This is a genomic window from Rhodoflexus sp., assembly GCF_053489755.1.
This window is the reverse complement of sequence record NZ_JBRCHD010000035.1, coordinates 21,288-45,719: the sequence shown is the minus strand read 5'-3', so window position 1 is coordinate 45,719 and position 24,432 is coordinate 21,288. Positions and strand designations below refer to the sequence as shown.

Genomic DNA, 24,432 nt, shown 5'->3' with positions numbered 1-24,432 from the left:
AATTAGCCGTTCTCAATTTATTTTTGTTAATTTTGCTTTTGGTTGATGCGCGACAGCGCTGTTATCACATCAAACAGACATGAGTGATCGTTAGCGATGACTCCGGTAGGCAAAAGTAAATTAACATACTAAAAACTAAGCAGCTATGGCTTCTCTAACTTACTGGCAAGGATTAGTACAGGGCAAATGCCCAAGATGTCGCAAAGGCAACATGTACAAACACAGCATATTCAATCCTACCAAATTCACGGATATGTATACCAATTGCCCCGTTTGCGACTTAAAATTTGAGGTTGAACCGGGTTTCTTTTACGGCGCTATGTATGTAGGTTATGCCATTAGTGTTGCAACCATTATTACTGTTTTTACGGCAATCAATATCCTCTATCCGAAGGCAAGCCTGAGTACTTTTATTATTTCGACCGTCGTCGCCATTATACTGATGATACCTGTCAACTTCCGCTACTCGCGCATTATGATGCTGTATTTTTTTGGTGGTGTGAAGTATGAAGAGTATATCGCAGAGAAAAGCCCGACAAATCTTTGAGATCTATCGGGTTTTGATATATGATGTGCGTTTGCCGAACAAGTAATCAGTCAAATTAAATTAAATGTATTGCACCCTTAGATAGTTACTTTGCTGAATATCAATTGCTTGTACATGCTAACGGGCATGCTACAATCTATCGAACTACTTTAATAAGCCCGCGCAAACAATACGCGCTCTTTGGAAGGCTTGCCTGTGAGGATGCATGTGCCTTCTTCCTGCGGATTGTTCAATGGAATGCAGCGGATCGTCGCTTTGGTTTCCGTTTTGATGCGCTCTTCGGTTTCGCCGGTGCCGTCCCAGTGCGCGCTGACAAAGCCGCCTTTCGTATCCAGTACTTCCTTAAACTCTTCGTAGCTGTTCACAGGCGTAATCATGCTGTCGCGGAAAGTTTTCGCGCGCTCATAAATAGATGCGTAGATGGTTTCCAGCATTTGCGGCACGTACTGATAGATGCTGTCCATACTAACAATTTCCTTAGTTTTGGTATCGCGGCGGGCAACTTCTACCGTGTTGTTTTCTAAATCTTTCGGACCGATGGCAATGCGCAGCGGCACGCCTTTCAGTTCCCACTCGGCAAATTTAAAGCCCGGCTTGTGCGTGTCGCGGCTGTCGTGTTTTACAGAAACGCCCATTTTGCGCAACTGTTGCGCAATTTCGGCAGCTTTGGTATTCACGGCGTTCATTTCTTCCTCGCTGCGATAGATAGGTACAACTACCACCTGAATAGGCGCAAGATTCGGGGGCAGCACCAGACCGTCGTCGTCAGAATGCGCCATAATCAGCGCACCCATCAAGCGCGTACTAACGCCCCATGAAGTACCCCAAACTAAGTCTTGCTTGCCTTCTTTGGTTGTAAAGCGCACATCAAATGCTTTGGCAAAATTTTGACCCAAAAAGTGCGAAGTGCCTGCCTGCAATGCCTTGCCGTCTTGCATCAGCGCTTCAATGCAGTAGGTATCAACCGCGCCTGCAAAGCGCTCATTAGGCGTTTTTACACCTTTGATAACAGGCATCGCCATGTGTTTTTCAGCAAATTCTGCATAGATGTTCAGGATTTGAACGGTTTCTTCAATCGCTTCTTGCGCGGTGGCGTGCGCCGTATGTCCTTCCTGCCAGAGGAATTCCGCCGTGCGCAAAAACAGGCGCGTGCGCATTTCCCAGCGGACTACGTTCGCCCACTGGTTGATAAGCAGCGGCAGATCGCGGTAGCTCTGAATCCAGTTGCGATACGTGTTCCAGATAACCGTTTCAGAAGTCGGGCGCACAATCAGTTCCTCTTCCAATTTTGCCTCCGGGTCAACGATTACGCCGCTGCCATCGGGCGCATTTTTGAGGCGATAGTGCGTAACAACGGCACATTCTTTGGCAAAACCCTCTACGTGCGAAGCCTCTTTGCTTAGGTACGATTTAGGGATAAACAGCGGAAAATAGGCGTTTACGTGTCCGGTATCTTTGAACATTTTGTCCAGCGTATCGCGCATTTTTTCCCAGATGGTAAAGCCGTAGGGTTTAATCACCATACAACCCTTGATAGAAGAGTGTTCGGCAAGGTCTGCCTTTTTCACCAGTTCATTGTACCAGCCCGAATAATCTTCGCTGCGTTTAGGCAACGCTTTATTATTATTGTTGCTCATGTGTAAGCGCTTTCGTTGATGCAAAACTAAGGCGCAAAGTTAGGTTTTGAAGGGCAGATGCTCAAATAGGCAAGGGAATTAGTAAATAGGCGATTGCCTATAATCACGTTTTACGCCGACAAGTCGTTTGTGATACACGAACAACGGCATTGTAGGCAACCAACTAATCAAGACTAATTTCAAATTGCGCTATTTTTTGTAGCGCGGATGCGGTTGTTTGTAAATTAGCCGCCGCTTGTAACAACGACTTTTTGCAAATCGCAAATCGTCAATCACAAATCCTCAATCGCAAATTCATGGATGCAATTATTGCATTTTCGGTGCGCAACAAGCTGATTATCGGCTTGCTGACGCTGATTTGGGTGATTTGGGGCGGCTATTCGGCTACCAAAATTGCGCTGGATGCCGTGCCAGATATTACCAACAATCAGGTGCAGGTGATTACCCAATCGCCGTCACTTTCCCCGCAAGAAGTAGAAAAATTTATCACATTTCCCATAGAGTTGGCAATGGCAAACTTGCAGCGCAAAGTGGAGATTCGCTCTATTTCGCGCTACGGGCTGTCGGTTGTTACCATCGTTTTTGAGGAAGGTATGGACATTTTGCAGGCGCGCCAATTAGTGGCAGAACAAATGCGCCTTGCCGAAGCCAATATCCCACCCGAATTCGGCAAACCTGAAATGATGCCGATTACCACAGGCTTGGGCGAAATTTATCAGTACGTATTGCAGGTAAAGCCCGGCTATGAAAGCCGCTATTCGCCCATGGAACTGCGCACCATTCAGGACTGGCTGGTGAAACGCTATCTGGCAGGCATTCCCGGCATTGCCGATGTGAGCAGCTTCGGCGGCTTTGTGAAGCAGTACGAAGTTTCCGTGCTGCCCGACCGCTTGCGCAGCTTCGGTCTTACGCCGTCTGACTTGTTCCGCGCTTTGCAGGCAAACAACCAGAACACGGGCGGCAGCTATATGGAACGCGGTCAGCGGGCATTTTACATCCGCGCCGAGGGGCTGGCGCAAGGCATCGCCGATATTGAAAAAATCGTGGTTACGCGCAAAGGCAACCTGCCCGTGCTGGTGCGCGATGTAGCCAATGTGCAGCTGGGCTTTGCGCCGCGATTCGGGGCAATGACCAAAGACGGCAAGGGCGAAGTCGTAGGCGGCATTACGCTGATGCTCAAAGGCGCGAACTCTTCCGAAGCAATCGCCAAGGTAAAGGCGCGGGTGGCGCAGGTGCAGCAAATTATGCCCGAAGGCGTGCGGATAGAACCCTACTTAGACCGCAGCGTGCTGGTCAATAAAACCATTCGCACGGTGGCGCAAAATTTGGCGGAAGGCGGCTTGATTGTCGTGGCGGCGCTGGCGCTGATGCTGGGCAACCTGCGGGCGGGGCTGGTCGTCGCCTCCGTGATTCCGCTGTCGTTCCTGTTTGCGCTGGGAATGATGGATTTGTTCGGCGTCTCCGCCAACCTGATGAGCCTTGGCGCGATTGATTTCGGGCTGATTGTGGACGGGGCAATCATCATCGTAGAGGCGATGATGCACCGCCTGCACAGCAGCGGCTTGCCCGAACGCCTGACTGAGGAACAAATGGACGATGAGGTGATTCGTACCGCCGCTCAAATTCGCCGCTCCGCCGCTTTTGGCGAATTGATTATCTTGATGGTTTACCTGCCGATTCTGGCGCTGACAGGCATAGAGGGCAAAATGTTCAAGCCAATGGCGCAGACCGTGGGCTTTGCCATTTTCGGGGCGCTGCTGCTTTCGTTTACTTACGTGCCGATGGCTTCCGCGCTGTTTCTGTCCAAACATACGGTCAAAAAAGTTAATTTTTCTGACCGCATGATTGAGTGGCTGCACGGCTTCTACCGTTCGGCGCTTTTGCTGGTTTTGCGCCAAAAGGTTGTTTTTCTAACGCTGATTGTGGGAATATTCGCAGGCTGTTTGTGGTTGTTTTCGCGCATGGGCGGCGAGTTTATCCCAACGCTAGATGAGGGCGACCTTGCCTGTCAGCAGGTGGTTCCCGTAGGCACGTCGCTTTCCGAAAGCGTGCATACTTCATTGGAAATGCAGAAAATTCTGATGAAACATTTTCCCGACGAAGTAAAAACAATTGTCAGCAAGACGGGCGCGGCGGAAATTCCCACCGACCCAATGGGCGTGGAAGATTCGGATATTGCCATTGTGCTCCACCCCCGCGCGCAGTGGAAAAAGGCAAAAGAGCGCGAACAACTGGCAGAACTGATGAAAGCCAAATTGGGCGAATACATGCCTTGGGTAAACTATGAATTTACACAGCCCATTCAGTTGCGCTTCAACGAACTGATGACGGGCGTAAAAAGCGATGTGGCGATTAAAATTTTCGGCGAAGATTTGGATGTGCTGGCAGAGAAAGGCGCACAAGCCGCCCAACTCATCGCCAAAATTCAGGGCGCAGGCGATGTGCGCGTAGAACAAACCGAAGGAATGCCGCAGGTTGTGGTGCGCTACAAACGAGACAAAGTGGCGCAATACGGACTTTCCATTGAAGAGTTGAACCGCACCGTACAAATTGCCTTTGCAGGGCTTTCCGCAGGTACGGTTTACGAAGGCGAAAAGCGTTTTGATTTGGTAGCAAGGCTGCCGCAGGATATGCGCCACCAACTCAACGACATTGCCAACCTGTACGTAAACCTGCCCGACGGCAATCAGGTGTTGCTCAAAGAAGTGGCTGAAATTGTGGAAGAGCAGGGCGTTTCGCTTATCACCCGCGAAGACACGCGCCGCCGCATTGTAATTGGCGTAAACGTCCGCAACCGCGATGTGGAATCGTTCATTGGCGAGGTGGAAAAAACCCTGGCAAGCCGCCTCAAACTGCCGCCCGGGTATAGCGTTGTCTATGGCGGGCAGTTTGAAAACTTGCAGGCAGCCAAAGAACGCCTAAGCGTTGCCGTGCCGGTTGCGCTGGGGCTGATTCTGATATTGCTGTATTTCACTTTTTATTCTATCAGGCAGTCGCTGCTGATATTTTCCGCCGTTCCGCTGGCGGCTATTGGCGGCATTCTGGCGCTCTGGCTGCGCGATATGCCTTTCAGCATTTCGGCAGGCGTGGGCTTTATCGCGCTGTTTGGTGTGGCGGTGTTGAACGGCATCGTACTTATCGGGCAGTTCAATCGACTCAAAAAAGACGGCGTCAGCGATGTCCGAAGCCGCGTGTTGGAAGGCACACACATCCGTTTTCGCCCAATTCTGACCACAGCGCTGGTAGCCGCGCTGGGCTTTTTGCCTATGGCGACATCTTCACAAGCAGGCGCGGAAGTACAAAAACCGCTTGCCACAGTGGTAATTGGCGGATTGATAACCGCCTTGTTATTAACTTTACTGGTATTGCCTGTTCTGTATGAGTGGGAAGAAAAAAACAATCAATCTGACCATGCGTAACGCTATTTATTTACTGTTCCTGATGATGGGCTGTACCTCTCAGGAAACAACCGCTACCGAAGAAAAGCCCGCTAATGAACCGACTAACTCTGTTACTATCAGTCTGCAACAAGCTACGCAGGCAGGGCTTGTGTGGGATACGCTCAAACTGCGCAACATCGGTATAGCGGTAGCTGCCAACGGCACGCTGGAAGCGCCGCCTTCTGAAAATATTTCCATTACGGCAGTAATGGGCGGCATTGTCAAAAAAACCGACTTGCTGACAGGTATGTTTGTTAAAAAAGGCGACGTGCTGGCGGTCTTGGAACACCCCGACTATATCCGCTTGCAGCAGAGTTATCTGGAAGCCCGCAACCAACTAACCTATGCGGAAAAGGAACTGCGCCGTCAGGAAGAATTAGTGGCTGCTAACGCTACCGCCGCTCAAAAATTAGAAGCGGCGGAGAACGCCTACAACGCCGCCCGCATACAGGTGCGGGGGCTGAGCAGTCAGTTGGAAATGCTGGGCGTTGATATGGCTGCGCTTGACAAAGGCGACATACAAGCGCAAATTTCCATCAAATCGCCTATTAGCGGCAACGTTACCCAAGTGGGTATTAACACAGGTAAATTTGTGGCTGCCAATGAAATGCTTTGCAAAATCGTCAGTCAGGAACATTTGCATATAGTGCTCAAAGTTTTTGAGCGCGATGTGATGAAGGTGCGTGTGGGGCAGCCCGTAACCGTGCGCGTCATGGGAGCAGATAAGACCTACAACGCCAAAATTATTCTGGTAAACCACGCCTTTGACAATGCGACCAAAAGCGTGGAAGTACAGGCGCATTTTGACCGCGACGATAAGATGCTCAAACCCGGCATGTTTGTGGAGGCGCAGATCCACACCGACGATGTCCCTTCCGAATCGTTGCCTGATGATGCCCTCATCAACGAAAACGGCAAATGGTACGCTTTCGCATTGGCGGCTCAAACAGCCGACAAACTCACGTTCGGAAAAGTTTTGGTAGAAAAAACCGCTTCTGAAAATGGTTTTTCAGCCATTACCGTACCTGCCCAGTGGAAAGGCAAGCCTTTTGTGCAGTCGGGTGTGTACTACCTTACTTCTATTATGGGAAAGGAGAGTGAGTGATTTTGTCGTATCTTAGCGGGGTGAATTGAGCAGCCTCCAACGGTTGTTTGTGTCCCCACGAACGACCATTGGGTGAAAAGGTAGTGTATTTGTAGGCAATTATTTAGTTGCTTGTGAGCAGCGTGCAACGGGACACAAGCAACGGCGATGAGTGTGCTTCGCCGTCGTTTGTGTCCTAACAAACGACAACTATAGCATAGCATAAAATAGTAGCTCGTGGGGACACGAGCTACGGCATAGCAACGGCGATGAGTGTGCTTTGCCGTCGTTTGTGTCCTAACAAACGACAACTAGCATATCATAAAATAGTAGCCCGTGGGGACACGAGCTACGGCATAACCAAACCCGACAGGTTTTGGAAACCTGTCGGGTTTGTGGAAACATTCAAATACGATGTGGACAATATTTAAAAAAGAACTGAACAGCTTTTTTGGCTCGTTGGTTGGCTATTTGGTCATCAGCATTTTTCTGGTGGGCGTGTGGCTGTTTGTGTGGCTGTTTCCCGATACAAGCATCCTTAGCTATGGTTATGCAAGCATGGACGGATTTTTTAACACCGTTCCGTTCGTATTTCTGTTTTTAGTACCCGCAATTTGCATGAGAACCTTTGCCGAAGAAAAGCGCAACGGCACGCTGGAATGGCTCTTGACCAAACCTTTGAGCGATTTGGAAATTGTTTTGGCAAAATACCTAGCCGCATGGGCTTTAACAGGAATCGCGCTGCTGCCGACCTTGGTCTATTACTATTCCGTGTATGAATTGGGTTCGCCTAAGGGGAATATTGATACGGCGGCTGTTATTGGCTCTTACTTGGGGCTGTTCTTATTGGGCGGCGTTTTTGCCGCTATCGGCGTTTTTGCATCCTCACTGACGGATAGTCAGATAGTCGCATTTATTTTGGCGGTCTTCTTCTGCTTCTTTGCCTACTTTGGGCTAGGCGCAGTGGCTTCGCTGGATTTGTGGTCAGACAGCGCCGTTATTCTGGCGCAATTGGGGCTGGACTATCATTACAGCGCGCTGGGGCGCGGGCTGATAGATTCGCGCAACGTGCTCTACCTGCTAAGCGCCGCCTTTATGTTTAATTATTTGACGTGGCTGGTTTTGCGCAGCCGCAAATGGTAAGGTATGATTTTTGCGATGTGTTACCAACATTATTGCTTCTCTCTCTTTTTTTGGTAGCTGTTTTAACTTATTTTTTTTATGAAGGGAACAATTCACAACTGTTTGGGCGAAATGGTTCGCGCTAAATATGGCACAGAGGCGTGGCAAAAATGCCTGACTTATGCGGGTATGCCCTATAATCGCCGATTTTCTATGGTAGAAGATGTAGGCGAGATAGAATCCCTGCAATTGATTACATCATCAGCACAATCTCTGGGCGTGTCTTTGCAACAATTATTTGATGAGTTTGGCGAATATTGGTGTTGCACCTATGCGCCCGCTAAATATTCCTACTTCTATATCAAGTTCCGCAATGCAAAAGAAATGATTTTGCAGATGGATAGAGTACATGCCAATGTAGGCAGCAATTTTGCCAATGCAAAACCGCCCCGTTTTTTCTACAAATGGGAAGATGAAACACAAAAGCATCTGATTGTTACTTATCAGTCAGAACGTAATCTGATTGATTTGTATATCGCTCTTGCCAAAGGTGTCGGAAAGTATTTTAATGAGCCTTTGACATTAGAAAAACTATCTGAAAAACAAGTGCGGATTACTTTCGCATAAGCGTATAAAGAAGCAATTTTGTCAGACGGGCGAAACAGCTTCTTCTTATGGCTTCTAAAATTAAAACCTCTTATTTCTGCCAAAACTGTGGCTATCAATCGGCAAAATGGATGGGTAAATGTCCGTCTTGCCAACAGTGGAACACCTTTGCCGAAGAAATTATCGCCAAAGAAGATAAGGCTAAACCCGCCTGGCGCAGCGAAAGCAGGCAATCGGTTGCGCCTAAACCCAAACCCATTGCAGAGATAGACTATACCGAACAGCCGCGCCACATCACCCCCGATAAGGAACTGAACCGCGTACTGGGCGGAGGCATCGTACCGGGCAGCATCGTGCTGATTGGCGGCGAACCCGGCATCGGAAAGTCCACGCTATTGCTGCAAATTGCCTTGAACATGCCCCTGAAAGTGCTTTATATTTCGGGTGAAGAAAGCGAGCAGCAAATTAAGATGCGCGCCGAGCGGATTGAACTGCCCGAAAATAGCGCTATCAATACGGCAAGAAAAAGCGAGTGCTTCATCTTGACAGAAACCAATACGCAGCATATTTTCAAACACATCGAGCGGTTAGAACCCGAACTGCTGATTGTGGATTCCATTCAGACGCTGGCTACTTCGCACATTGAGTCGGCGGCGGGCAGCGTTTCGCAAGTGCGCGAATGTACCGCCGAACTGTTGCGCTATGCCAAAGAAAGCGGCACGCCTGTGATGCTCATTGGGCATATTACCAAAGAAGGTACGCTGGCTGGTCCCAAAGTGCTGGAACACATGGTGGACACCGTGCTGCAATTTGAAGGCGACCGCCATTTGACGTACCGCATTTTGCGCACCATCAAAAACCGCTTTGGTTCTACCTCCGAACTGGGCATTTATGAAATGCGCGCGAGCGGGCTGCGTGAAGTTGGGAATCCTTCGGAAATATTGCTTTCACAGCGCGATGACCACCTGAGCGGCATTAGCATCGGCACGACGCTGGAAGGCAACCGCCCATTGCTTATAGAAGTGCAATCGTTGGTGAGCGCCGCTACCTACGGAACGCCGCAACGCAGCAGCACCGGTTTTGATGCCAAACGCCTCAATATGTTGCTCGCAGTGCTGGAAAAGCGCGGTGGCTACAGGATTGGCTCGCAGGACGTGTTTCTGAATATCGCCGGTGGTTTCCGCGTAGAAGACCCTGCCATTGACCTTGCCGTGTGCCTTTCTATTGTCTCTTCGTATGAAGACATTGCTATTCCGCCGCATACCTGTTTTGCGGGCGAAGTCGGGCTGGGCGGCGAAATCCGCGCCGTCAGCCGCATAGAAAACCGCATCGCCGAAGCCGAAAAATTAGGCTTTCAACAGATTTTTATCTCCCGCTACAATACCAAAGGGCTGGAAATGAGCCGTTTCAAAATGAAAATCCATCCCGTTTCGCATGTAGGGGAAGTCATTCAACGACTTATAGCATAGCTTTAACAAAATTATTTCAACCCTTTTATTTGCAGTTAGTTAGCTTTTGGCTAACTTCGACATATTGCTTGTTGATACCGTTCAAAAACAGTTGAAGCCGTTGCCGTTGCTTGTGTCCCCACAAGCAACACACATTCATTAGTTGTTCGTAGGGATACGAACAACAGCAATTTTAGTATGTTGTTTGTTAATACCGTTCAAAAACAGTTGAAGCTATGAAACCCTGCGCACTATTTTGTTTGTTTTTTGTCGCTTTGCTGTGGATTCATTTGCCGTTGGAGGCGCAAAATCCATCTAAAAAAACTAAGTACACTGTTAAACGAGGAGATACAGTTACAGGTATCGCCCGCAAGTTCGGGATGAAGCCGCAGGAGGTGCTAACGCTGAACAACATCAAAAACCCCAACAGCATCCGCGAAGGGCAAGAAATTATCGTTATTGATAACCAGCAATTAGCCGCTGCGCCTGCCGTTCCTGTGGTGGCTGCCGCTGCTGCGCCTGCCAAAAGCACAACGGTGGAAACGGTTCGCTACCATGCGGTTACACAAGGCGAAACGCTGAGCAGCATTGCCCGCAACTACAACACCACAGTTGCGAACCTGATGCAGTGGAACAAACTTACGGCTGATAACACAGGCTTGAAACCCGGACAAAAACTTATCGTTGGCGACTTGAAAAACGAGATAAAATCAGACAATTTCCTGCCCGGCAAAGGCAGAATAGTCAACGAGCGCGGCATGGGCATGCTCATTAGCGGCGTAGATGCCAATATCAGCGTCGCGCTGCACCGTACCGCACCCGAAGGCAGTGTAATCCGCGTTTACAATGAAAGCACCAAACGCGCAGTTTTGGTCAAAGTTATCGGCAAAATCCCCAATGTAGATAGCGACAAAAAAGTCATTGTCAAACTTTCCAAAGGAGCATGCCGCGCACTGGGAACCATGAACGCCCGCTTTCCCGTAGAGGTGACTTACGAAAAGTAAGGCAAAGATCAGTAGATTTGTGTAAACCATAATTCCTACTGATGAATATCTTCCGCAAACGCTTCTGGTTAGTCGGTATTACAGGCGTGTTATTTTTAATGACTGCTGCGCCAATAATTATCATTCATTTCTATCAGGATAAAATCCGCGATTACATCGTAGCCGAGTTAGGCAGGCAGTTCAAAGGGCGCATTGAACTGGCGGGTTTTAAAGTAGCGCCTTTTGCCAATTTTCCCTACATATCGGTTGATTTGCAAGGCTTGCAATTCTTCGGCAGCGCCGCCGATACTGTTCCCATTTATCGCTTTCAGGATTTATACGTTGGCTTTGACGTAGCCTATCTGATGCGTGGCAAGCTGAACATCAAACAGTTACGTGCGGAAGAGGGCGAATTGAACATCGTTATTGCCGAAGACGGTAGCATCAACCTGCTAAAAGCCAAAAAATCAAAAGAAGAACAGGAAACAGCGGACAGCACTGACAACACGCTGAGTTTAGACCTGAAAAAAGTCCGCCTTTCGGAAATCCGCCTCAAAGTAGATGACCGCGAGAGTAATAAGTTCACCAACCTTACTATTGGCGATGCAACGGGTAGTTTTCGCTATGTGGAGCAAATCGTTGATTTCCGGGCAGATGCCATTGCCGAACTGACCGAATACACCAACGGCAAAACCACACTTTTCCGCAATAAGTATTTTGAAATCCACAACGACCTGAGCTATGACCTCACTCGCGACTTTCTGGACATACGACCGGGTAAACTGGCGCTCAAAAGCGGCGAACTGAACTTTGGCGGCACGATTGACTTTGCCAACGACATGGACTTAAACCTCCAATTTGATGGGCGCAAAGACAATTTTGACCTCTTTGTTTCGCTCGCGCCGGAGGCAGTAGTAGCGGCGATGGAGCAGTTCAGCACACGCGGCGATATTTACCTGAAAGCCAGCATTACGGGCAAATCGCTACATACTGCGCCACATATTGACGTGGAAATGGGCTGCGCCAACACCTTTTTTGCCCGCAAAGACACCAAACGCGATGTAATCCGCGATTTGGCATTCAAAGGATTCTTCAACACGGGCAAGGATAACACCCTGCAAACGTCGGTTTTCTATCTGGAAAGCCTCTACGGTGCGCCTGAAAACAGCTTCATTAAAGGCACTTTGCGCGTGGAAAATTTTGAAAATCCACTGATTAACATGGATTTTCACGCCGATATAGACCTGCGCTATCTCCCCGATTTCATTCCTACGGGTGCTTTGCAGCGCAGCAGCGGCAAGGTAAAAATGGATATTACCTTGCAGGAATATGTAACGCCCGATAATGTGCTGGAAGTTGCCAGCCAGTTGCAAGACGGCACAGCCAGCCGCATTGCTTTTGAGAACGTCAGCCTCAAACTCAAAGATTATCCCAACGCGATTGAGAGTATCAACGGCAATATCACATTGGAAGGCGATCACCTGAAAACCAAGCAATTACGCGCCAAAATAGGCGACAGCGATATGGAATTTTCATTAGATTTGGACAACCTGCTGCACTTTTTACATGGCGACGATGTTCCCGTAGCATTTAGCCTAAAAGCCGATGCCCGCAAGTTGGTGCCGGGGCAGTTGGTGCCGCTTGATAAGCGCCCTGCCTTGGACAGCGTTTTCGCCGCAGTCTGGCGCGACGAAATTTATGACTTTCACGCCGAGTTGGACATCAGAACCACTTCGCGCACGTTAGACACCTTCCACTACCTGCCTACGCTGGCGGTGGATTTCCACGATTTCCGCTTCCGCTCTAAGCTGTACCCCAACGAGATCAAAGAAATCAGAGGCGTTTTTGACATCAACGACCAACACATCCGCCTGAAAGATTTTATTTTCCATGCAGGCGAAAGCCGTATGTATGCCACTGCCGAAGTCGCGCCCGTTGCACCGTTGCGTGTGCCTTCGCGCAAAGAGTGGGTCAATTTTACGGCAGATGTTCAAAGTCCCTATTTTGATGTGAAAAAATTGGTTTCCTACGACGGCAAATGCCTGCTCAACGACCAGATTGAGCGCGAAGAAATCCATAAATTGGACTTTAAAGGCAGCGGGCGTTTCTGGGCAAACGTATTCAAGGAAACGGGCTTTGTTTCCGAACTGAATATTGACCGCCTGCTGTTCCGCATCAACGAACTGCCGAAGGTGGAGCGCGTGTCGGGCAAAATCACCACCGATACGCTGGGTAGTATCCAAATCAAGAACTTTACCGCCTCTGTCGGCAAAACCGACATTCGCACCACGCTCAATTTGCTGCATTTTCTGGACAATGACCTGAAAAACAAGCAGATTAAAGGCTCATTTGAAGCCAATTTGATTGATACGGACGAGTTGACGGGCTATAAAGAAGCTGCCACAAGGAGTTCATCGGCGAATACTGCCGCTGCAGCCACTCCTGCCAAAAACAAATACGAAGACAGCCTGAATATATTTGCCTTTGAATTTCCGACGATGAGTCTGGATGTAAAAATCAGCAAGTTTATCCATCACAAATACCTGATTCAGAACATCAAAGGGCGCGTCCGCACGACTCCGCAAGGCTATGCCTATTTAGACAGTATGCGATTTGACGCTGCCGATGGGCAACTAATGGTACATGGCTACTTCAACGGCTCCAACGCAAAGGATGTGTACCTGACAGGCGACCTACGCATGGATCGCATCAACCTGAACAAGCTCTTGTATAAATTTGATAACTTCGGGCAGGAGTACTTAGTAAGCGAAAACCTACGCGGCATCCTGAGCGGAACGGTCAACACCACCGCCCGTATGCACCCCGATTTTACGGTTGATGTATCTAAAACACGGGCGCGTGCCGAGCTGACCGTACAAAACGGCAGGCTGTTGCGCTTTGCTCCGCTGCGTGCGATGGCGACTTTCATGGGCGAGCGCAATTTGGAAGATATTGCCTTTGGCGAACTGACCAACACGCTGGAAATCAAAGACGGAAACGTGCATATCCCTGCCATGAAGTTGGCTTCTACCATTGGCTACATGTACATCAGCGGCAAACAAAACTTTGATGACCAGTTGCAAATGGACTACGAAATCCGCCTGCCGTTGAGTTTGGTCAAAGAGGCTTCATGGAATTTTATGAAAAGCCGCCTGTTTGGCAGAGGCAGAAGAGCTGCGGCAGCAGCTAATGACAGCGAGGCAACCGCCGCAAATGTGGATGAAATTCCTTCGGACGAAGAATTGGTAGAAGAAGAGCGCGAAATCATAGACAGCCAGCGCGGACTAATTCGCCGCTATATCAACGTGCGCGTTGCCGGAACTACTTCCGACTTCAAAATCAATCTGGGCAGAAGGCGAAGGTAAAACTTATTCCCTTCTAATTCACTGATAGGGCGCATATTTTGTGGTATCTGTCCGCCTATGCGTTTCTTTTAGCTAAAAGCGCACTGCCAAATCCATAGTAACCCAGTTATGCACAAGCGCACCGCGAAATTCAGGCGTGGCAAAAGTGTGATGCAGCCCGATGCCAAATTTGCTGTGTGCAATCATAAAGCCGCTTTTCAGCAGTCCTATCGCGCGGTTGATGGGTTGTTGCAAGCGTTCAACGCTATTTTGCAACCCAAAATAGCCGCCCTGCAAAGTAGCGTCATAGGCGCGCAGCATTACTTGTGGATTGATGAACACATACGCCTGCAAACCCTCGCCCGGGCGATTTTTGGAAGCCAGCAGCCAGTATTCGGTAAAGGGAATCAATTGCCCGATGCGGTAGTGCAGCCCCGCGCCTGCCTCTACGCGCAGCAAGCCCACCGAGCCGATTGCTTGCCAGCGCAACTCCGAGCTTTTGCGCATCCGCAGCGCCTTTTCCAGCAGGTAGTTGCCCTGTACAAAAACGGCAGTTCCCAGTTGGTTTCCCCAGCCCTGCACCTGTACGGCAGGCATAATCTCGTGAAAGGCTTTCTGTACTGCTTCGCCGAACGAAGGTCTGCCCATTACTCCCGCTTGTATGGAAACTGTTTCCCGCAACTGATTCTCTGCATCAACGACAACGCGAAAAACGCCGACTGAAAGATGCCCAGCGTAGGGTCGGTCGTTGGGCAACGGTTCAAGGCTTTTCAGGTCGTTGGGCGTGAAAATATGCTGCTGTATAGTTATGCCTTGCCATGCAAGTACTACTCTCTTGCTGAAAGGTGTCAGTTTTTGCAGCGGCAACCGGTTAAAAACAGGAGCTGCATAGGCAAATTGCAAGCCGCTGGTATAGTAGCGGTCGGTTTGGAAAAACACATCATTAGCAGCGCTGAAATGCAGGTAGTGGTCGTTGGCTTGTGCAAATACGCCCCGAGCAGCCAGCAATAACCCCATCAGGCAAACGTACAGTTTCATGCCCCCAAATGTGGCGTTAATGATGCGCTTTGTCAATTTCTTTCCCGCAGTGCGGGCAAATATGCGGCTTCTTTTTGTTGCGCTTGCTCAGTTCTTCCGAAAAGCCCGATGCCAGCAAACCGGCAGGCAATGCAAAAAGTCCCACGCCGATAATGGCAATCATGCCGCCCAGAAATTTGCCAAGCCCTGTAATCGGGTAAATATCGCCATAGCCAACGGTGGTCAGCGTAGCAATTCCCCACCACATGGTCTTTAGAATGCTGGCAAACTGCTCGGGCTGTGCATCGTTCTCCACGTAGTACATCAGCGCAGAGGTAATCAGCAACATGAAAAACATCAGAATCGTAGAGACAGCCAGTTCCTCTTTCCGGTCTTTGAAAACATTGGTTATCAGCGTCAAAGCCTTTACATAACGCACAATTTTGAAGATACGGAAAATGCGCAACACACGCAGGATACGCAACATGCGCAAGTCCAAACCTGTAAATGCCAGATAAAACGGCATTACAGACAGCAAATCAATAATGGCTATCGGATGCAATGCATAGCGCAGGTTGCCCCTGAAAGGTTGGCGATAGGCAGGATTTTCGTTGGCAGTCCAAAGGCGCAGGACGTATTCTACCGAAAAAATCACAACAGAGATCAACTCAAAATCATCAAAAAATGCCTGATAAGGCTCACCTATGGACGGCTCGGACTCTAACACAATGGCTACGACATTAGCTATAATCAACGTGAGCAGCAAAACGTTGAGTACGCGTCCGGCTTTCCCTACTCCCGATAACAGGTCATATACATATTTTCTCATAGCCATCGGCACATCATGAAGGGCGTGTTACATTTTCATAACTGATTGCAAGGTAAAAAATCCAAAGACTTCTGACAACAGCATAGGCAACGAAAAACCCTTAACAAGCGGGCTGTCAAGGGTTCGTTCATTACACTTTGCGCAAAATGTAAGTGGAAAGCGGAGACTTGATTAGGCTTTTTTTGCTGCAAATGAGGCTTTGATAGCTTCAATATCTACATTCTTAATCGTAGGCAGCTTGGTAAGCAACTTAATATTTGCTATGCGCTGGTTAGCAGCGTTTGAGTTGCGTCTGTCTTTCCGCTTCAATCTGGTAATGCCCATGGTTGTAACGATTTAAATGAGGCGCAAATGTAGCTCATTTTTGGCTTTCCGCGTATTTTTGAGCGATTTTTTTACATCACATCCCTGTTCATATGTCTGTTTTTCGCTTTGGTGAAGATACCCTTACCCCTTCTATTGCCCTACAAATCGCAAGGGGAAACTGCAAAGGCATCGTTTCCGATACTGTCAGGCAGAAAATTGAAGCCAGCCGCGCCGCCGTGGACAGCATGGTAGCTGCAGAAAAAGTGATTTACGGCATCAATACGGGTTTCGGTCCGCTTTGCACGACCATTATTTCACCTGAGCAAACAGCGCTGTTGCAATTCAACCTCCTGCGCAGCCACAGCGTTGGCGTAGGCAAGCCCATTGCCGATGATATTGCCAAACTGATGCTCATTCTGAAAGTGCATTCGCTTGCGATGGGCTTTTCAGGGATTTCCATGCAGGTAATTGAGCGCATTTTGCTGCACATAGAACAGGACGCAATTCCATTAGTACCCGCGCAGGGTTCTGTAGGCGCTTCGGGCGATTTGGCTCCGCTGGCGCATCTTTTTTTGCCGTTGGTCGGGCTGGGGCATGTCAGTTGGCAGAACAAAACGTTGCCTGCCGAAGCGTGGCTGCAACTCATGCAACTGCCGCCCGTACAGCTCCAAGCCAAAGAAGGACTCGCGCTGATTAACGGCACGCAGTTTATTGCCGCACACGCCGTCAAAGTGGTAGAAAAACTGCACAACTGCTTGGAAAGCGCCGATATTGTCGGTGCGATGACGCTGGAGGGCGTGCTTGGCTCGGTCAGCCCTTTTGATGAAAAACTGCACCGCATCCGACCCTTCGTGGGAACGCAGCACGTAGCTTTTCGCCTTCGTACCCTGCTCAAAGATTCGCCGATGGTTGCCTCACACGCCAACTGCGGGCGCGTGCAAGACCCTTATTCTATCCGCTGTATGCCGCAGGTGCATGGTGCTTCGCGTAACGCGTGGTTACATCTGAAAGAAATGGTCATCACAGAAATCAATTCCGTAACCGACAATCCTATTATTCTGGACAACGAACGAGCTATCAGCGGCGGCAATTTTCACGGGCAACCGCTGGCGCTGCCGTTAGACTACGCTACACTGGCTGCTGCCGAATTAGGCAATATTTCCGACCGCCGCACCTATTTGCTGCTGGAAGGCCCCGCTGGGCTGCCTGTGCTGCTCATGCGCAATACAGGCATCAACTCGGGCTTTATGATTCCGCAGTACACCTCCGCCGCGTTGGTCAGCGAAAACAAATCGCTGTGCTTCCCGGCAAGCGCCGACAGCATCCCCACCTCGCTGGGACAGGAAGACCACGTCAGCATGGGCAGCATCAGCGGACGCAAAGCGCTGCAAGTGATTGACAATCTGGAAAATATTTTGGCGATAGAGTTACTCTGCGCCGCACAAGCCGTTGATTTCCGCCGTCCGCTGCACTCTACGCCGCTGCTGGAAGCCTGCCACAACTTAGTGCGCAGCCGAATAGACCACGCCGAAAGCGACCGCCTTTTCTATAACGATATTTTGCAGGCACAGGAAATTATTCGGGAGCAGTTGCTGCCCCAAACTGTTGCGCAGGCTGCCGAAGCGCATCAAATGAGTTTGGAAAGCCCTTGGGAAGAGTTTTTTGGGTTTTGATTATCCCAACTTTTGCGAAGGCTGATTTTGCGGATTTCGCAAATTAATGCAGCTTTTTGATTGTTTTTTAATCGGGAAAGAAGCATTACATGAAAATCCGCGTGCATCTGCGCCATCTGCTTACACAGGTGTTTCTAAAACTCAGCGCTGGCGCACATACCACGCCCAGAAAATGAGCAGCGGATGAATGACCAGCATGCGCACCCAAGAGATCCACGGAGGGACACAAAGCCCCGTCTCTATGCAAGATCCAAGCTGGATAAAATAGATATGAGAAGGAATAAAGGCAATGAGCAATGCTATGATACCCCACGAAGCCCATTTTCTAGTTGGCGCTGTGAGTAGTCCAATTCCAAGCAATATTTCGGCAATGCCCGCCAATAAATTGATAGTGTAGGGATAGGGCAGATAATCCGGAATCAGCGGGTAGTAAAACTCAGGCATGACAAAGTGATTCAGTCCGGCCAGCACAAAAAAAGCAGCCAACAAATTACGCGCAATGTATCGCCGATTATCGTCCCATTCATTTGTCATGTGCTAAATCTAATACGAAATCGCCACAACACGCATTTTTTTTTGCTCTTTTTTTGTATCATAATAGAAACGCTTATCTTTGAAAAGCTAACCCAAAACATGAATTAGGAAAGTGGAAGAATTCAAAGACAACGGTGAAATTTACTCACAACGCATCAGAGCAGGTAAGCGTACGTATTTTTTTGACATCAAATCTACTCGTAGCAATGATTACTACATTACCATCACCGAAAGCAAAAAGCGAGTTACACCCGATGGGTTCGTTTTTGACAAACACAAGATATTCCTCTACAAAGAGGACTTTTTCAAATTTGCCGAGGCGCTGAACCAAGCCATCGAGCATATCAAAACTGATCTGATGCCCGAAGTTGATTTTAGTCAGTTTGAGCAAACAGAAATAGAAGAATCGCTGAATGGTTTGTCAGAAGACAGCTTGAAGTGGGACTAAATTGTTAGTAATTAATACAAGTACAACAGCGCGGCATTTTGTTATTGTGCCGCGACTGTATTTTTTTGCAAAAAATTCAGCGCAGTGTCCGATTCACTCATCATTATCCCAACCTACAACGAACTTGAAAATATCGAGCCTATGATTCGCGCAGTCATGGGCTTATCTTTTTTACCTGACTTGCTCATCGTAGACGACGGTTCGCCGGACGGCACAGCTAACAAAGTAAAAGAATTGCAGGAAGAGTTTCCGAGCAGGCTGCACTTAGAGCAACGCAAGGAAAAATTGGGTTTGGGAACTGCTTATATTCATGGTTTTCGCTATGCACTTGCAAGGCATTATGAATATATTTTTGAAATGGATGCTGATTTTTCGCACAATCCTGAAGATTTACCACGCCTCTACAGCGCCTGCGCCGACGAAGGCTATGACCTTGCCATTGGTTCACGCTACATCAACGGCGTAACAGTGATCAACTGGCCCATCGGACGCGTGCTAATGTCCTATTTTGCCAGCACCTACGTGCGTCTAATTACGGGTATGAGTATCATGGACACAACAGCAGGATTCAAGTGCTATCGCCGCAGTGTACTTGCCAATATAGATCTGGATAAAATCAGGTTCATCGGCTATGCCTTCCAGATCGAGATGAAATTTAATACATGGAAGTTAGGCTTCAAGATCAAAGAAGTGCCGATTATTTTCAAAGACCGCGAGAAGGGCGTTTCCAAAATGTCCAGCAAAATATTTAAAGAGGCTTTTCTGGGCGTATTGCAAATCAAAATCAACAGTTGGTTTCGCACCTATCATCGAAAATCATAACACTACGGCACAACATTCGCCCGAATCAGCAGACGCTCTATCTCATTTTTGGCATTGGACAAAACGGTAACAATTTTGTTTTGCGGCCCCATGCGGTCGGCAGCGTTGAACTGTACGACAATCGTCCCTTTTTCGCCGGGTAGAATTGGCTGACGCGGCCAGTTAATAACGGTACAGCCACAGGTCACGCGCACATCAGCCAGCACAAGCGGCGCGCTGCCCATATTGACAAACTCAAAAGGGTGGGTTACAATTTTACCGACTTTAACATCCCCAAAATTGTGTTCGCGGCTTGTAAAGATGAGCTGCGAAGTCTTATCTGTAGGTGTTGCAGCATTATTTTGCTCAGACTGAGCGAACGCTGCCACACTAAAAAACAAGGCGATCAGCAGATTTATACAGTTTTTCATCTAATTTAGGCTAATGCTGTTGCAAGGCAACAAATATCAGGCAAATAAAGTGCGAAAAACATGGATACCGGTAATTATCTCACGCGATTTTTTATTGATTATCAACGAGCAAGCCATACCCAACTCAGCCGCGAACAGTTTATTACCCTGCTAACCTTTTTCCCTACGCTGCTGGTGGTGGGCGCTGATGAGCGTATTGACAACGAGGAATGGATTTTTGTTGAGCATATTGCCAAAGCGATGGCTGATACTTTCCGTGAGGAATTTCCCGACGATGATGCCCGTTTGCAACTGAAAGAACGCTTTCTCGCCGACTTAAAATTTCTCACAGCGCACATGCAGGTGTGGAAAGAACCGTTCTTGCAAACTCTTCAAAAGTATTTGCAGGAACTGCCCGATATAGCCGATCAGGTGTTGGATGTGCTTTATCTTTTTGCCGATGCCTCTGAAGCAATATCCGAACAGGAAGCGCGTGTTATTAACGACATCCGCAAACAGTTAGGCATTTAGTGAATCGGCAAAACGGATACCTTTTGCCTTCGCTTCAGCATAAATCGGCTCTCCCAAATGTCCCAAGCCTGTTACATCGCTCATGCAATCGGTCAGCACAATCATTTTTTGCGCCAGCGCGGGAGCATAATCCATCGCCTGTTTGAGGCTTGTTGCTACACAATGCGACTTTGCCTCTCCTGCCAAATACACATTGTCGTATTGCATCAAGTCGTTAATCAATTGGATATTTAATTGTGTTTCGGGTCGGTCTGCCACAGGAATTTGAGCCTGAAAAATGCCGAAATGCTCTGTTAGCGGATAAGCGCCTTTCTCAATGGTTCGGTATTGTTTTCCGCTTGCCGCCCAGAAGCGAAGCGCCTCCATCAGGGTATCGTCTATCGCGCCGCCTTTAGCGTGCATCAAACAATGTTCTGGCCAGATAAAGTGCGGAAACTGTCCTTGTGCTTCCAAATCGGTCAGGTATTGTATTGCCTTTTCAGGTTCAAATTGAGCAATCCACTGGCCTGCTTCTACTTCGGCCAAGGTAATTTGGGTAAATGGCGGCGGCGGATTGCCCTGCCTGTCGCGCCAGAAGTTGGGATGCGAAATATCATTGACCGAATGGCTGTCTATCGTTACAAAAATTTGCGATAGCTCGTCGCTTTTGCGGGCAATAAACCGACTTAGCCTTTGCATGTCTTCCACCGCGCCGGGTACAAACAGCGCACCTTGCGGGTTGCAAAAATCGTATTGCGGGTCAATAATCAGTAGGGCATTGTTCGCTTTCATGAGTATGAGAATTTAGTGTTTGCAATACATAACGTATTTTTTACACTAAGTTTATGTCAATCGCTTAATGTTTGCGCCCAGTTCATTGAGGCGTTTGTCAATGTGCTGATAGCCGCGGTCAATCTGTTCGGCATTGTGGATGAGGCTTGTGCCTTGCGCCGAGAGCGCCGCAATGAGCAGCGAAACTCCCGCGCGGATGTCAGGCGAAGTCATTTGAATACCCCGCAGCGGATACTTTCTGTCTAAGCCAATCACCGTAGCGCGGTGCGGGTCGCAAAGGATAATCTGCGCACCCATGTCAATCAGTTTATCCACAAAAAACAGGCGGCTTTCAAACATTTTTTGGTGAATCAGTACCGTTCCTTTGGCTTGCGTAGCTGTAACCAACACAACGCTCAACAGGTCAGGCGTAAAACCCGGCCACGGCGCATCGGCAATAGTCAGGATAGAGCCATCAATAAATTTATCAATATGGTAATGTTTCTGGGCTGGAATGTGGATGTCGTCATTGACAAAAACCATTTGAATGCCCAAGCGCTGAAATACGGTCGGAATTAGCCCCAACATGTCCACACGGGCATTTTTAATGGTAATTTCAGAAGCGGTCATGGCGGCCATGCCGATGAAGCTGCCGATTTCAATCATATCGGGCAGGATGGTGTGTTCTGTTCCGTCGAGGCTTTCCACGCCGTCAATTGTCAGCAGGTTAGAACCAACGCCCGATATTTTTGCGCCCATGCGGTTGAGCATCGCGCAAAGCTGTTGCAAGTAAGGCTCACATGCTGCATTGTAAATCGTTGTTCTGCCTTTAGCAAGTGCGGCGGTCATCACCACGTTGGCTGTGCCTGTTACCGAAGCCTCATCCAATAGAATGTAAGCCCCTTTGAGTTGCGTGGCATCAATATGATAAAAGTTGTCGTCGGCATCGTAATTGAAGCGCGCGCCGAGCTTTTCAAAGCCGAGGAAGTGCGTGTCCAGCCTGCGCCGCCCAATTTTGTCTCCTCCGGGTTTAGGTATCTTGCTTTTGCCGAAACGCGCCAGCAACGGGCCGAGAATCATAATGGAGCCGCGCAAAGCAGCCCCTTTTTTGCGAAATTCGTCGCTTTCCAAATAATCAATGTTCACATTTTTAGCCGTGAATCGGTAGCTCCTGCCCGCCGGCTGTTCGCCAATAAATTCTACTTCCACGCCTAAATCAATCAGCAGTTCAATCAATTTATTTACATCCAAAATATCGGGAATATGGTGGACGGTTACAGGTTGGGGAGTGAGCAATACTGCACACAAGATTTGTAAGGCTTCATTCTTTGCGCCTTGCGGAACGATTTGACCCTTTAGTTGAGCGCCGCCGCTTACTTCAAAAGTTGCCATTTATGATGATGTTGTTGTCTGTCAAATTATTTTTCTCCGCGCCAATTCGTGTGATGTGTCTCACATCTGCTTTTTGGGAATTAACCATGATTACAATGCGCAAAAATCGGTAAAAGTAAGCAAGTGTTCCGATGAATTGGGGTAAATTAGAAACAAAAAACGATGGCATATGAAAACAGTTCTTCTACTAACGCTCATCATATTTTTACAGCCTGTAACAGTTGTTGCGCAGTTGCTCTCCAAAAAACCAGATGCTAAAATCAACCTACAGCCACAAGTTACTTTTCAAACCATTGAGAACATCAGCGGCAATTATTGTCAAGTAAATTACAGAGATAAAGCCGAAGACGCGGTAGGTCAGTTTATGCTCAACAGACTTAAACCTACTAATATCCGCTTTGCCATCCCCATCAAGCAATGGGAGCCTCAAAACGATAACCGGTCGGCTTCTGAAATTTATTGGCCCGGATTCAAAGATGTCGGCGTTACCGAGTCGCTGTTTCGGATGCTCAAAAGCATGAAAAAACAACACGGCGTTAAAACCTTCACCGGCAGCATTTGGGACTTACCCGATTGGATGGTTAGCAATCCGGCGGATAAACAACAACGCAGAGTTAAACCTGAGATGTATGCCGAAGTTGCCGAAAGCATCGGCACATTTTTGCGCCATGCCAAAGGCAAATATGGCGTTGAAATTAACTACATTTCTTTTAACGAAGCCGATGGAGGGTATCAGATGCTGTTTTCTGCCCAAGAGATGATAGCCTTTATCAAAGTCGCCATGCCTATCATTGAAAAAATAGGCGTTTCGGTAAAATTCTTGACAGGCGATGTTCACAGAACCGATGCCGCCGTGCCTTATGCAAGCGAATTATTGGCTGATGAAAGCATCCGAAAATACTTAGGACCAATTTCATATCACAGTTGGTGGTCTGATACGCTTGCAGATACTGAATTTGAAAAAATTGCCAGCTTAGCCAAACAATATAATTTACCTGTTTGGTGTTCCGAAGTAGGCTACGATGCCTTTTTGTGGAAAACGCCTGAGGCGTTCCCCACTTGGCTCAATGCTTGGGAGATTGCTAAAATTTATCACCGCATATTGCGATACAGTGGCGCAGTAGTTACTCACTATTGGACTTTTCAAGACAACTTTCCGATGGTTTCCGCCGATACGCTTACCGCCTATCCCATTTTTCAGTACACAGAACGCCTAATTAAATATTTCAAACCCGGCATAATCATTATTGATGCCACTACGAACGACCCTGATTTGTGGGTGTTGGCAGGAAAAGACACCAAAGGTAAAATTTGCATGCAAGTTTTGAATATTTCCAATTGGTCTAAAGAGGTGGAAATAGGTAACTGGAAAGCCAAAGAAGCGGCCGCAACTCTCTCTTCGGCTGCTGCTTCATCTTTTGATACGCAAACTGTTAAGGTAAAATCAGACAAATTTAGGATGAACTTGCCGTCTCGCAGCATCACTTTTTTAGCCATGCCTTAGAAAATGCTCGGCTTGCATAATATTTT

General features: G+C 48.3%; 21 protein-coding genes. 13 read left to right on the top strand and 8 right to left on the bottom strand.

What is annotated here, in order from left to right:
* Positions 1-145: 145 nt before the first annotated feature.
* The gene (locus tag ACWIP2_RS07755) at positions 146-547 is read left to right on the top strand and encodes a DUF983 domain-containing protein (protein ID WP_448519347.1); all 402 of its coding nucleotides are present in this window, start codon (positions 146-148) and stop codon (positions 545-547) included.
* A gap of 149 nt (positions 548-696) precedes the next feature.
* Here the strand turns inward: ACWIP2_RS07755 and proS are convergent, their stop codons facing one another.
* On the bottom strand, positions 697-2,184 hold the full coding sequence (gene proS / locus ACWIP2_RS07750; RefSeq protein ID WP_448519346.1) for a proline--tRNA ligase: 1,488 nt from the start codon (positions 2,182-2,184) through the stop codon (positions 697-699).
* A 296-nt stretch (positions 2,185-2,480) separates the two neighbouring features.
* On the opposite strand from proS, the gene ACWIP2_RS07745 reads away from it, so the two are divergent.
* From ACWIP2_RS07745 to ACWIP2_RS07715, 7 genes are all read left to right on the top strand, one after another.
* On the top strand, positions 2,481-5,603 hold the full coding sequence (locus ACWIP2_RS07745; protein WP_448519345.1) for an efflux RND transporter permease subunit: 3,123 nt from the start codon (positions 2,481-2,483) through the stop codon (positions 5,601-5,603).
* A complete protein-coding gene (locus ACWIP2_RS07740) occupies positions 5,596-6,729 on the top strand; it encodes an efflux RND transporter periplasmic adaptor subunit (RefSeq protein WP_448519344.1) in 1,134 nt (377 codons plus the stop codon). The genes ACWIP2_RS07745 and ACWIP2_RS07740 overlap by 8 nt, the downstream gene beginning before the upstream one ends.
* A gap of 393 nt (positions 6,730-7,122) precedes the next feature.
* Positions 7,123-7,851 carry a gliding motility-associated ABC transporter permease subunit GldF gene (gene gldF, locus ACWIP2_RS07735; protein ID WP_448519343.1) on the top strand — a complete coding sequence of 243 codons (729 nt, stop codon included), beginning with the start codon at positions 7,123-7,125 and terminating at the stop codon, positions 7,849-7,851.
* 78 nt (positions 7,852-7,929) lie between these two features.
* Positions 7,930-8,457 (top strand): heme NO-binding domain-containing protein, encoded by a 528-nt coding sequence (locus ACWIP2_RS07730; protein WP_448519342.1) that lies wholly within the window; start codon positions 7,930-7,932, stop codon positions 8,455-8,457.
* 47 nt (positions 8,458-8,504) lie between these two features.
* Positions 8,505-9,905, top strand: a complete 1,401-nt coding sequence (gene radA, locus ACWIP2_RS07725) for a DNA repair protein RadA (protein WP_448519341.1) — start codon at positions 8,505-8,507, stop codon at positions 9,903-9,905.
* A 215-nt stretch (positions 9,906-10,120) separates the two neighbouring features.
* Positions 10,121-10,888: a LysM peptidoglycan-binding domain-containing protein gene (locus ACWIP2_RS07720; RefSeq protein ID WP_448519340.1), complete on the top strand. Its 768-nt coding sequence runs from the start codon at positions 10,121-10,123 to the stop codon at positions 10,886-10,888.
* A gap of 41 nt (positions 10,889-10,929) precedes the next feature.
* Complete coding sequence (locus ACWIP2_RS07715) at positions 10,930-14,232, top strand: hypothetical protein (RefSeq protein WP_448519339.1); 3,303 nt, start codon at positions 10,930-10,932, stop codon at positions 14,230-14,232.
* 72 nt (positions 14,233-14,304) lie between these two features.
* On the opposite strand, the gene ACWIP2_RS07710 is transcribed toward ACWIP2_RS07715, so the two are convergent.
* The 3 genes from ACWIP2_RS07710 to ACWIP2_RS07700 form a co-directional block, all read right to left on the bottom strand.
* Positions 14,305-15,249: a lipid A-modifier LpxR family protein gene (locus ACWIP2_RS07710; RefSeq protein WP_448519338.1), complete on the bottom strand. Its 945-nt coding sequence runs from the start codon at positions 15,247-15,249 to the stop codon at positions 14,305-14,307.
* 16 nt (positions 15,250-15,265) lie between these two features.
* Positions 15,266-16,057 (bottom strand): ion transporter, encoded by a 792-nt coding sequence (locus ACWIP2_RS07705; RefSeq protein ID WP_448519337.1) that lies wholly within the window; start codon positions 16,055-16,057, stop codon positions 15,266-15,268.
* 171 nt (positions 16,058-16,228) lie between these two features.
* Positions 16,229-16,381, bottom strand: a complete 153-nt coding sequence (locus tag ACWIP2_RS07700; RefSeq protein ID WP_448519336.1) for a hypothetical protein — start codon at positions 16,379-16,381, stop codon at positions 16,229-16,231.
* Positions 16,382-16,473: 92 nt separating this feature from the next.
* On the opposite strand from ACWIP2_RS07700, the gene hutH reads away from it, so the two are divergent.
* Positions 16,474-18,036, top strand: a complete 1,563-nt coding sequence (gene hutH / locus ACWIP2_RS07695; RefSeq protein ID WP_448519335.1) for a histidine ammonia-lyase — start codon at positions 16,474-16,476, stop codon at positions 18,034-18,036.
* Positions 18,037-18,177: 141 nt separating this feature from the next.
* Here hutH and ACWIP2_RS07690 read toward each other — a convergent pair whose 3' ends face one another.
* Positions 18,178-18,570: a DoxX family protein gene (locus ACWIP2_RS07690; protein ID WP_448519334.1), complete on the bottom strand. Its 393-nt coding sequence runs from the start codon at positions 18,568-18,570 to the stop codon at positions 18,178-18,180.
* 112 nt (positions 18,571-18,682) lie between these two features.
* Here ACWIP2_RS07690 and ACWIP2_RS07685 point away from each other — a divergent pair, with 112 nt between their 5' ends.
* Together ACWIP2_RS07685 and ACWIP2_RS07680 are read left to right on the top strand one after the other, a co-directional pair.
* The gene (locus tag ACWIP2_RS07685) at positions 18,683-19,018 is read left to right on the top strand and encodes a DUF3276 family protein (RefSeq protein WP_448519333.1); all 336 of its coding nucleotides are present in this window, start codon (positions 18,683-18,685) and stop codon (positions 19,016-19,018) included.
* Between the two features lie 84 nt (positions 19,019-19,102).
* On the top strand, positions 19,103-19,840 hold the full coding sequence (locus ACWIP2_RS07680) for a polyprenol monophosphomannose synthase (protein ID WP_448519332.1): 738 nt from the start codon (positions 19,103-19,105) through the stop codon (positions 19,838-19,840).
* 2 nt (positions 19,841-19,842) lie between these two features.
* Here ACWIP2_RS07680 and ACWIP2_RS07675 read toward each other — a convergent pair whose 3' ends face one another.
* Positions 19,843-20,250 carry a DUF1573 domain-containing protein gene (locus ACWIP2_RS07675; protein WP_448519331.1) on the bottom strand — a complete coding sequence of 136 codons (408 nt, stop codon included), beginning with the start codon at positions 20,248-20,250 and terminating at the stop codon, positions 19,843-19,845.
* 60 nt (positions 20,251-20,310) lie between these two features.
* Between ACWIP2_RS07675 and ACWIP2_RS07670 the strand changes: the two genes are divergently transcribed.
* Positions 20,311-20,760 carry a hypothetical protein gene (locus tag ACWIP2_RS07670; protein ID WP_448519330.1) on the top strand — a complete coding sequence of 150 codons (450 nt, stop codon included), beginning with the start codon at positions 20,311-20,313 and terminating at the stop codon, positions 20,758-20,760.
* Here the strand turns inward: ACWIP2_RS07670 and ACWIP2_RS07665 are convergent.
* Both ACWIP2_RS07665 and murA read right to left on the bottom strand, forming a co-directional pair.
* Positions 20,749-21,531 (bottom strand): nicotinamidase, encoded by a 783-nt coding sequence (locus ACWIP2_RS07665; protein ID WP_448519329.1) that lies wholly within the window; start codon positions 21,529-21,531, stop codon positions 20,749-20,751. The two genes, ACWIP2_RS07670 and ACWIP2_RS07665, sit on opposite strands and share 12 nt — an antisense overlap.
* 51 nt (positions 21,532-21,582) lie before the next feature.
* On the bottom strand, positions 21,583-22,902 hold the full coding sequence (murA, locus tag ACWIP2_RS07660; RefSeq protein ID WP_448519328.1) for a UDP-N-acetylglucosamine 1-carboxyvinyltransferase: 1,320 nt from the start codon (positions 22,900-22,902) through the stop codon (positions 21,583-21,585).
* A gap of 169 nt (positions 22,903-23,071) precedes the next feature.
* On the opposite strand from murA, the gene ACWIP2_RS07655 reads away from it, so the two are divergent.
* Positions 23,072-24,406 carry a hypothetical protein gene (locus tag ACWIP2_RS07655; RefSeq protein ID WP_448519327.1) on the top strand — a complete coding sequence of 445 codons (1,335 nt, stop codon included), beginning with the start codon at positions 23,072-23,074 and terminating at the stop codon, positions 24,404-24,406.
* The last annotated feature ends 26 nt before the right edge of the window (positions 24,407-24,432 follow it).

Excerpts from the sequence above, each read along its gene's own strand:
- ACWIP2_RS07755 (WP_448519347.1), top strand. The coding sequence starts at position 146 with ATGGCTTCTCTAACTTACTGGCAAGGATTAGTACAGGGCAAATGCCCA.
- proS (WP_448519346.1), bottom strand. The coding sequence starts at position 2,184 with ATGAGCAACAATAATAATAAAGCGTTGCCTAAACGCAGCGAAGATTAT.
- ACWIP2_RS07745 (WP_448519345.1), top strand. The coding sequence starts at position 2,481 with ATGGATGCAATTATTGCATTTTCGGTGCGCAACAAGCTGATTATCGGC.
- ACWIP2_RS07740 (WP_448519344.1), top strand. The coding sequence starts at position 5,596 with ATGCGTAACGCTATTTATTTACTGTTCCTGATGATGGGCTGTACCTCT.
- gldF (WP_448519343.1), top strand. The coding sequence starts at position 7,123 with ATGTGGACAATATTTAAAAAAGAACTGAACAGCTTTTTTGGCTCGTTG.
- ACWIP2_RS07730 (WP_448519342.1), top strand. The coding sequence starts at position 7,930 with ATGAAGGGAACAATTCACAACTGTTTGGGCGAAATGGTTCGCGCTAAA.
- radA (WP_448519341.1), top strand. The coding sequence starts at position 8,505 with ATGGCTTCTAAAATTAAAACCTCTTATTTCTGCCAAAACTGTGGCTAT.
- ACWIP2_RS07720 (WP_448519340.1), top strand. The coding sequence starts at position 10,121 with ATGAAACCCTGCGCACTATTTTGTTTGTTTTTTGTCGCTTTGCTGTGG.
- ACWIP2_RS07715 (WP_448519339.1), top strand. The coding sequence starts at position 10,930 with ATGAATATCTTCCGCAAACGCTTCTGGTTAGTCGGTATTACAGGCGTG.
- ACWIP2_RS07710 (WP_448519338.1), bottom strand. The coding sequence starts at position 15,249 with ATGAAACTGTACGTTTGCCTGATGGGGTTATTGCTGGCTGCTCGGGGC.
- ACWIP2_RS07705 (WP_448519337.1), bottom strand. The coding sequence starts at position 16,057 with ATGAGAAAATATGTATATGACCTGTTATCGGGAGTAGGGAAAGCCGGA.
- ACWIP2_RS07700 (WP_448519336.1), bottom strand. The coding sequence starts at position 16,381 with ATGGGCATTACCAGATTGAAGCGGAAAGACAGACGCAACTCAAACGCT.
- hutH (WP_448519335.1), top strand. The coding sequence starts at position 16,474 with ATGTCTGTTTTTCGCTTTGGTGAAGATACCCTTACCCCTTCTATTGCC.
- ACWIP2_RS07690 (WP_448519334.1), bottom strand. The coding sequence starts at position 18,570 with ATGACAAATGAATGGGACGATAATCGGCGATACATTGCGCGTAATTTG.
- ACWIP2_RS07675 (WP_448519331.1), bottom strand. The coding sequence starts at position 20,250 with ATGAAAAACTGTATAAATCTGCTGATCGCCTTGTTTTTTAGTGTGGCA.
- ACWIP2_RS07670 (WP_448519330.1), top strand. The coding sequence starts at position 20,311 with ATGGATACCGGTAATTATCTCACGCGATTTTTTATTGATTATCAACGA.
- ACWIP2_RS07665 (WP_448519329.1), bottom strand. The coding sequence starts at position 21,531 with ATGAAAGCGAACAATGCCCTACTGATTATTGACCCGCAATACGATTTT.
- murA (WP_448519328.1), bottom strand. The coding sequence starts at position 22,902 with ATGGCAACTTTTGAAGTAAGCGGCGGCGCTCAACTAAAGGGTCAAATC.
- ACWIP2_RS07655 (WP_448519327.1), top strand. The coding sequence starts at position 23,072 with ATGAAAACAGTTCTTCTACTAACGCTCATCATATTTTTACAGCCTGTA.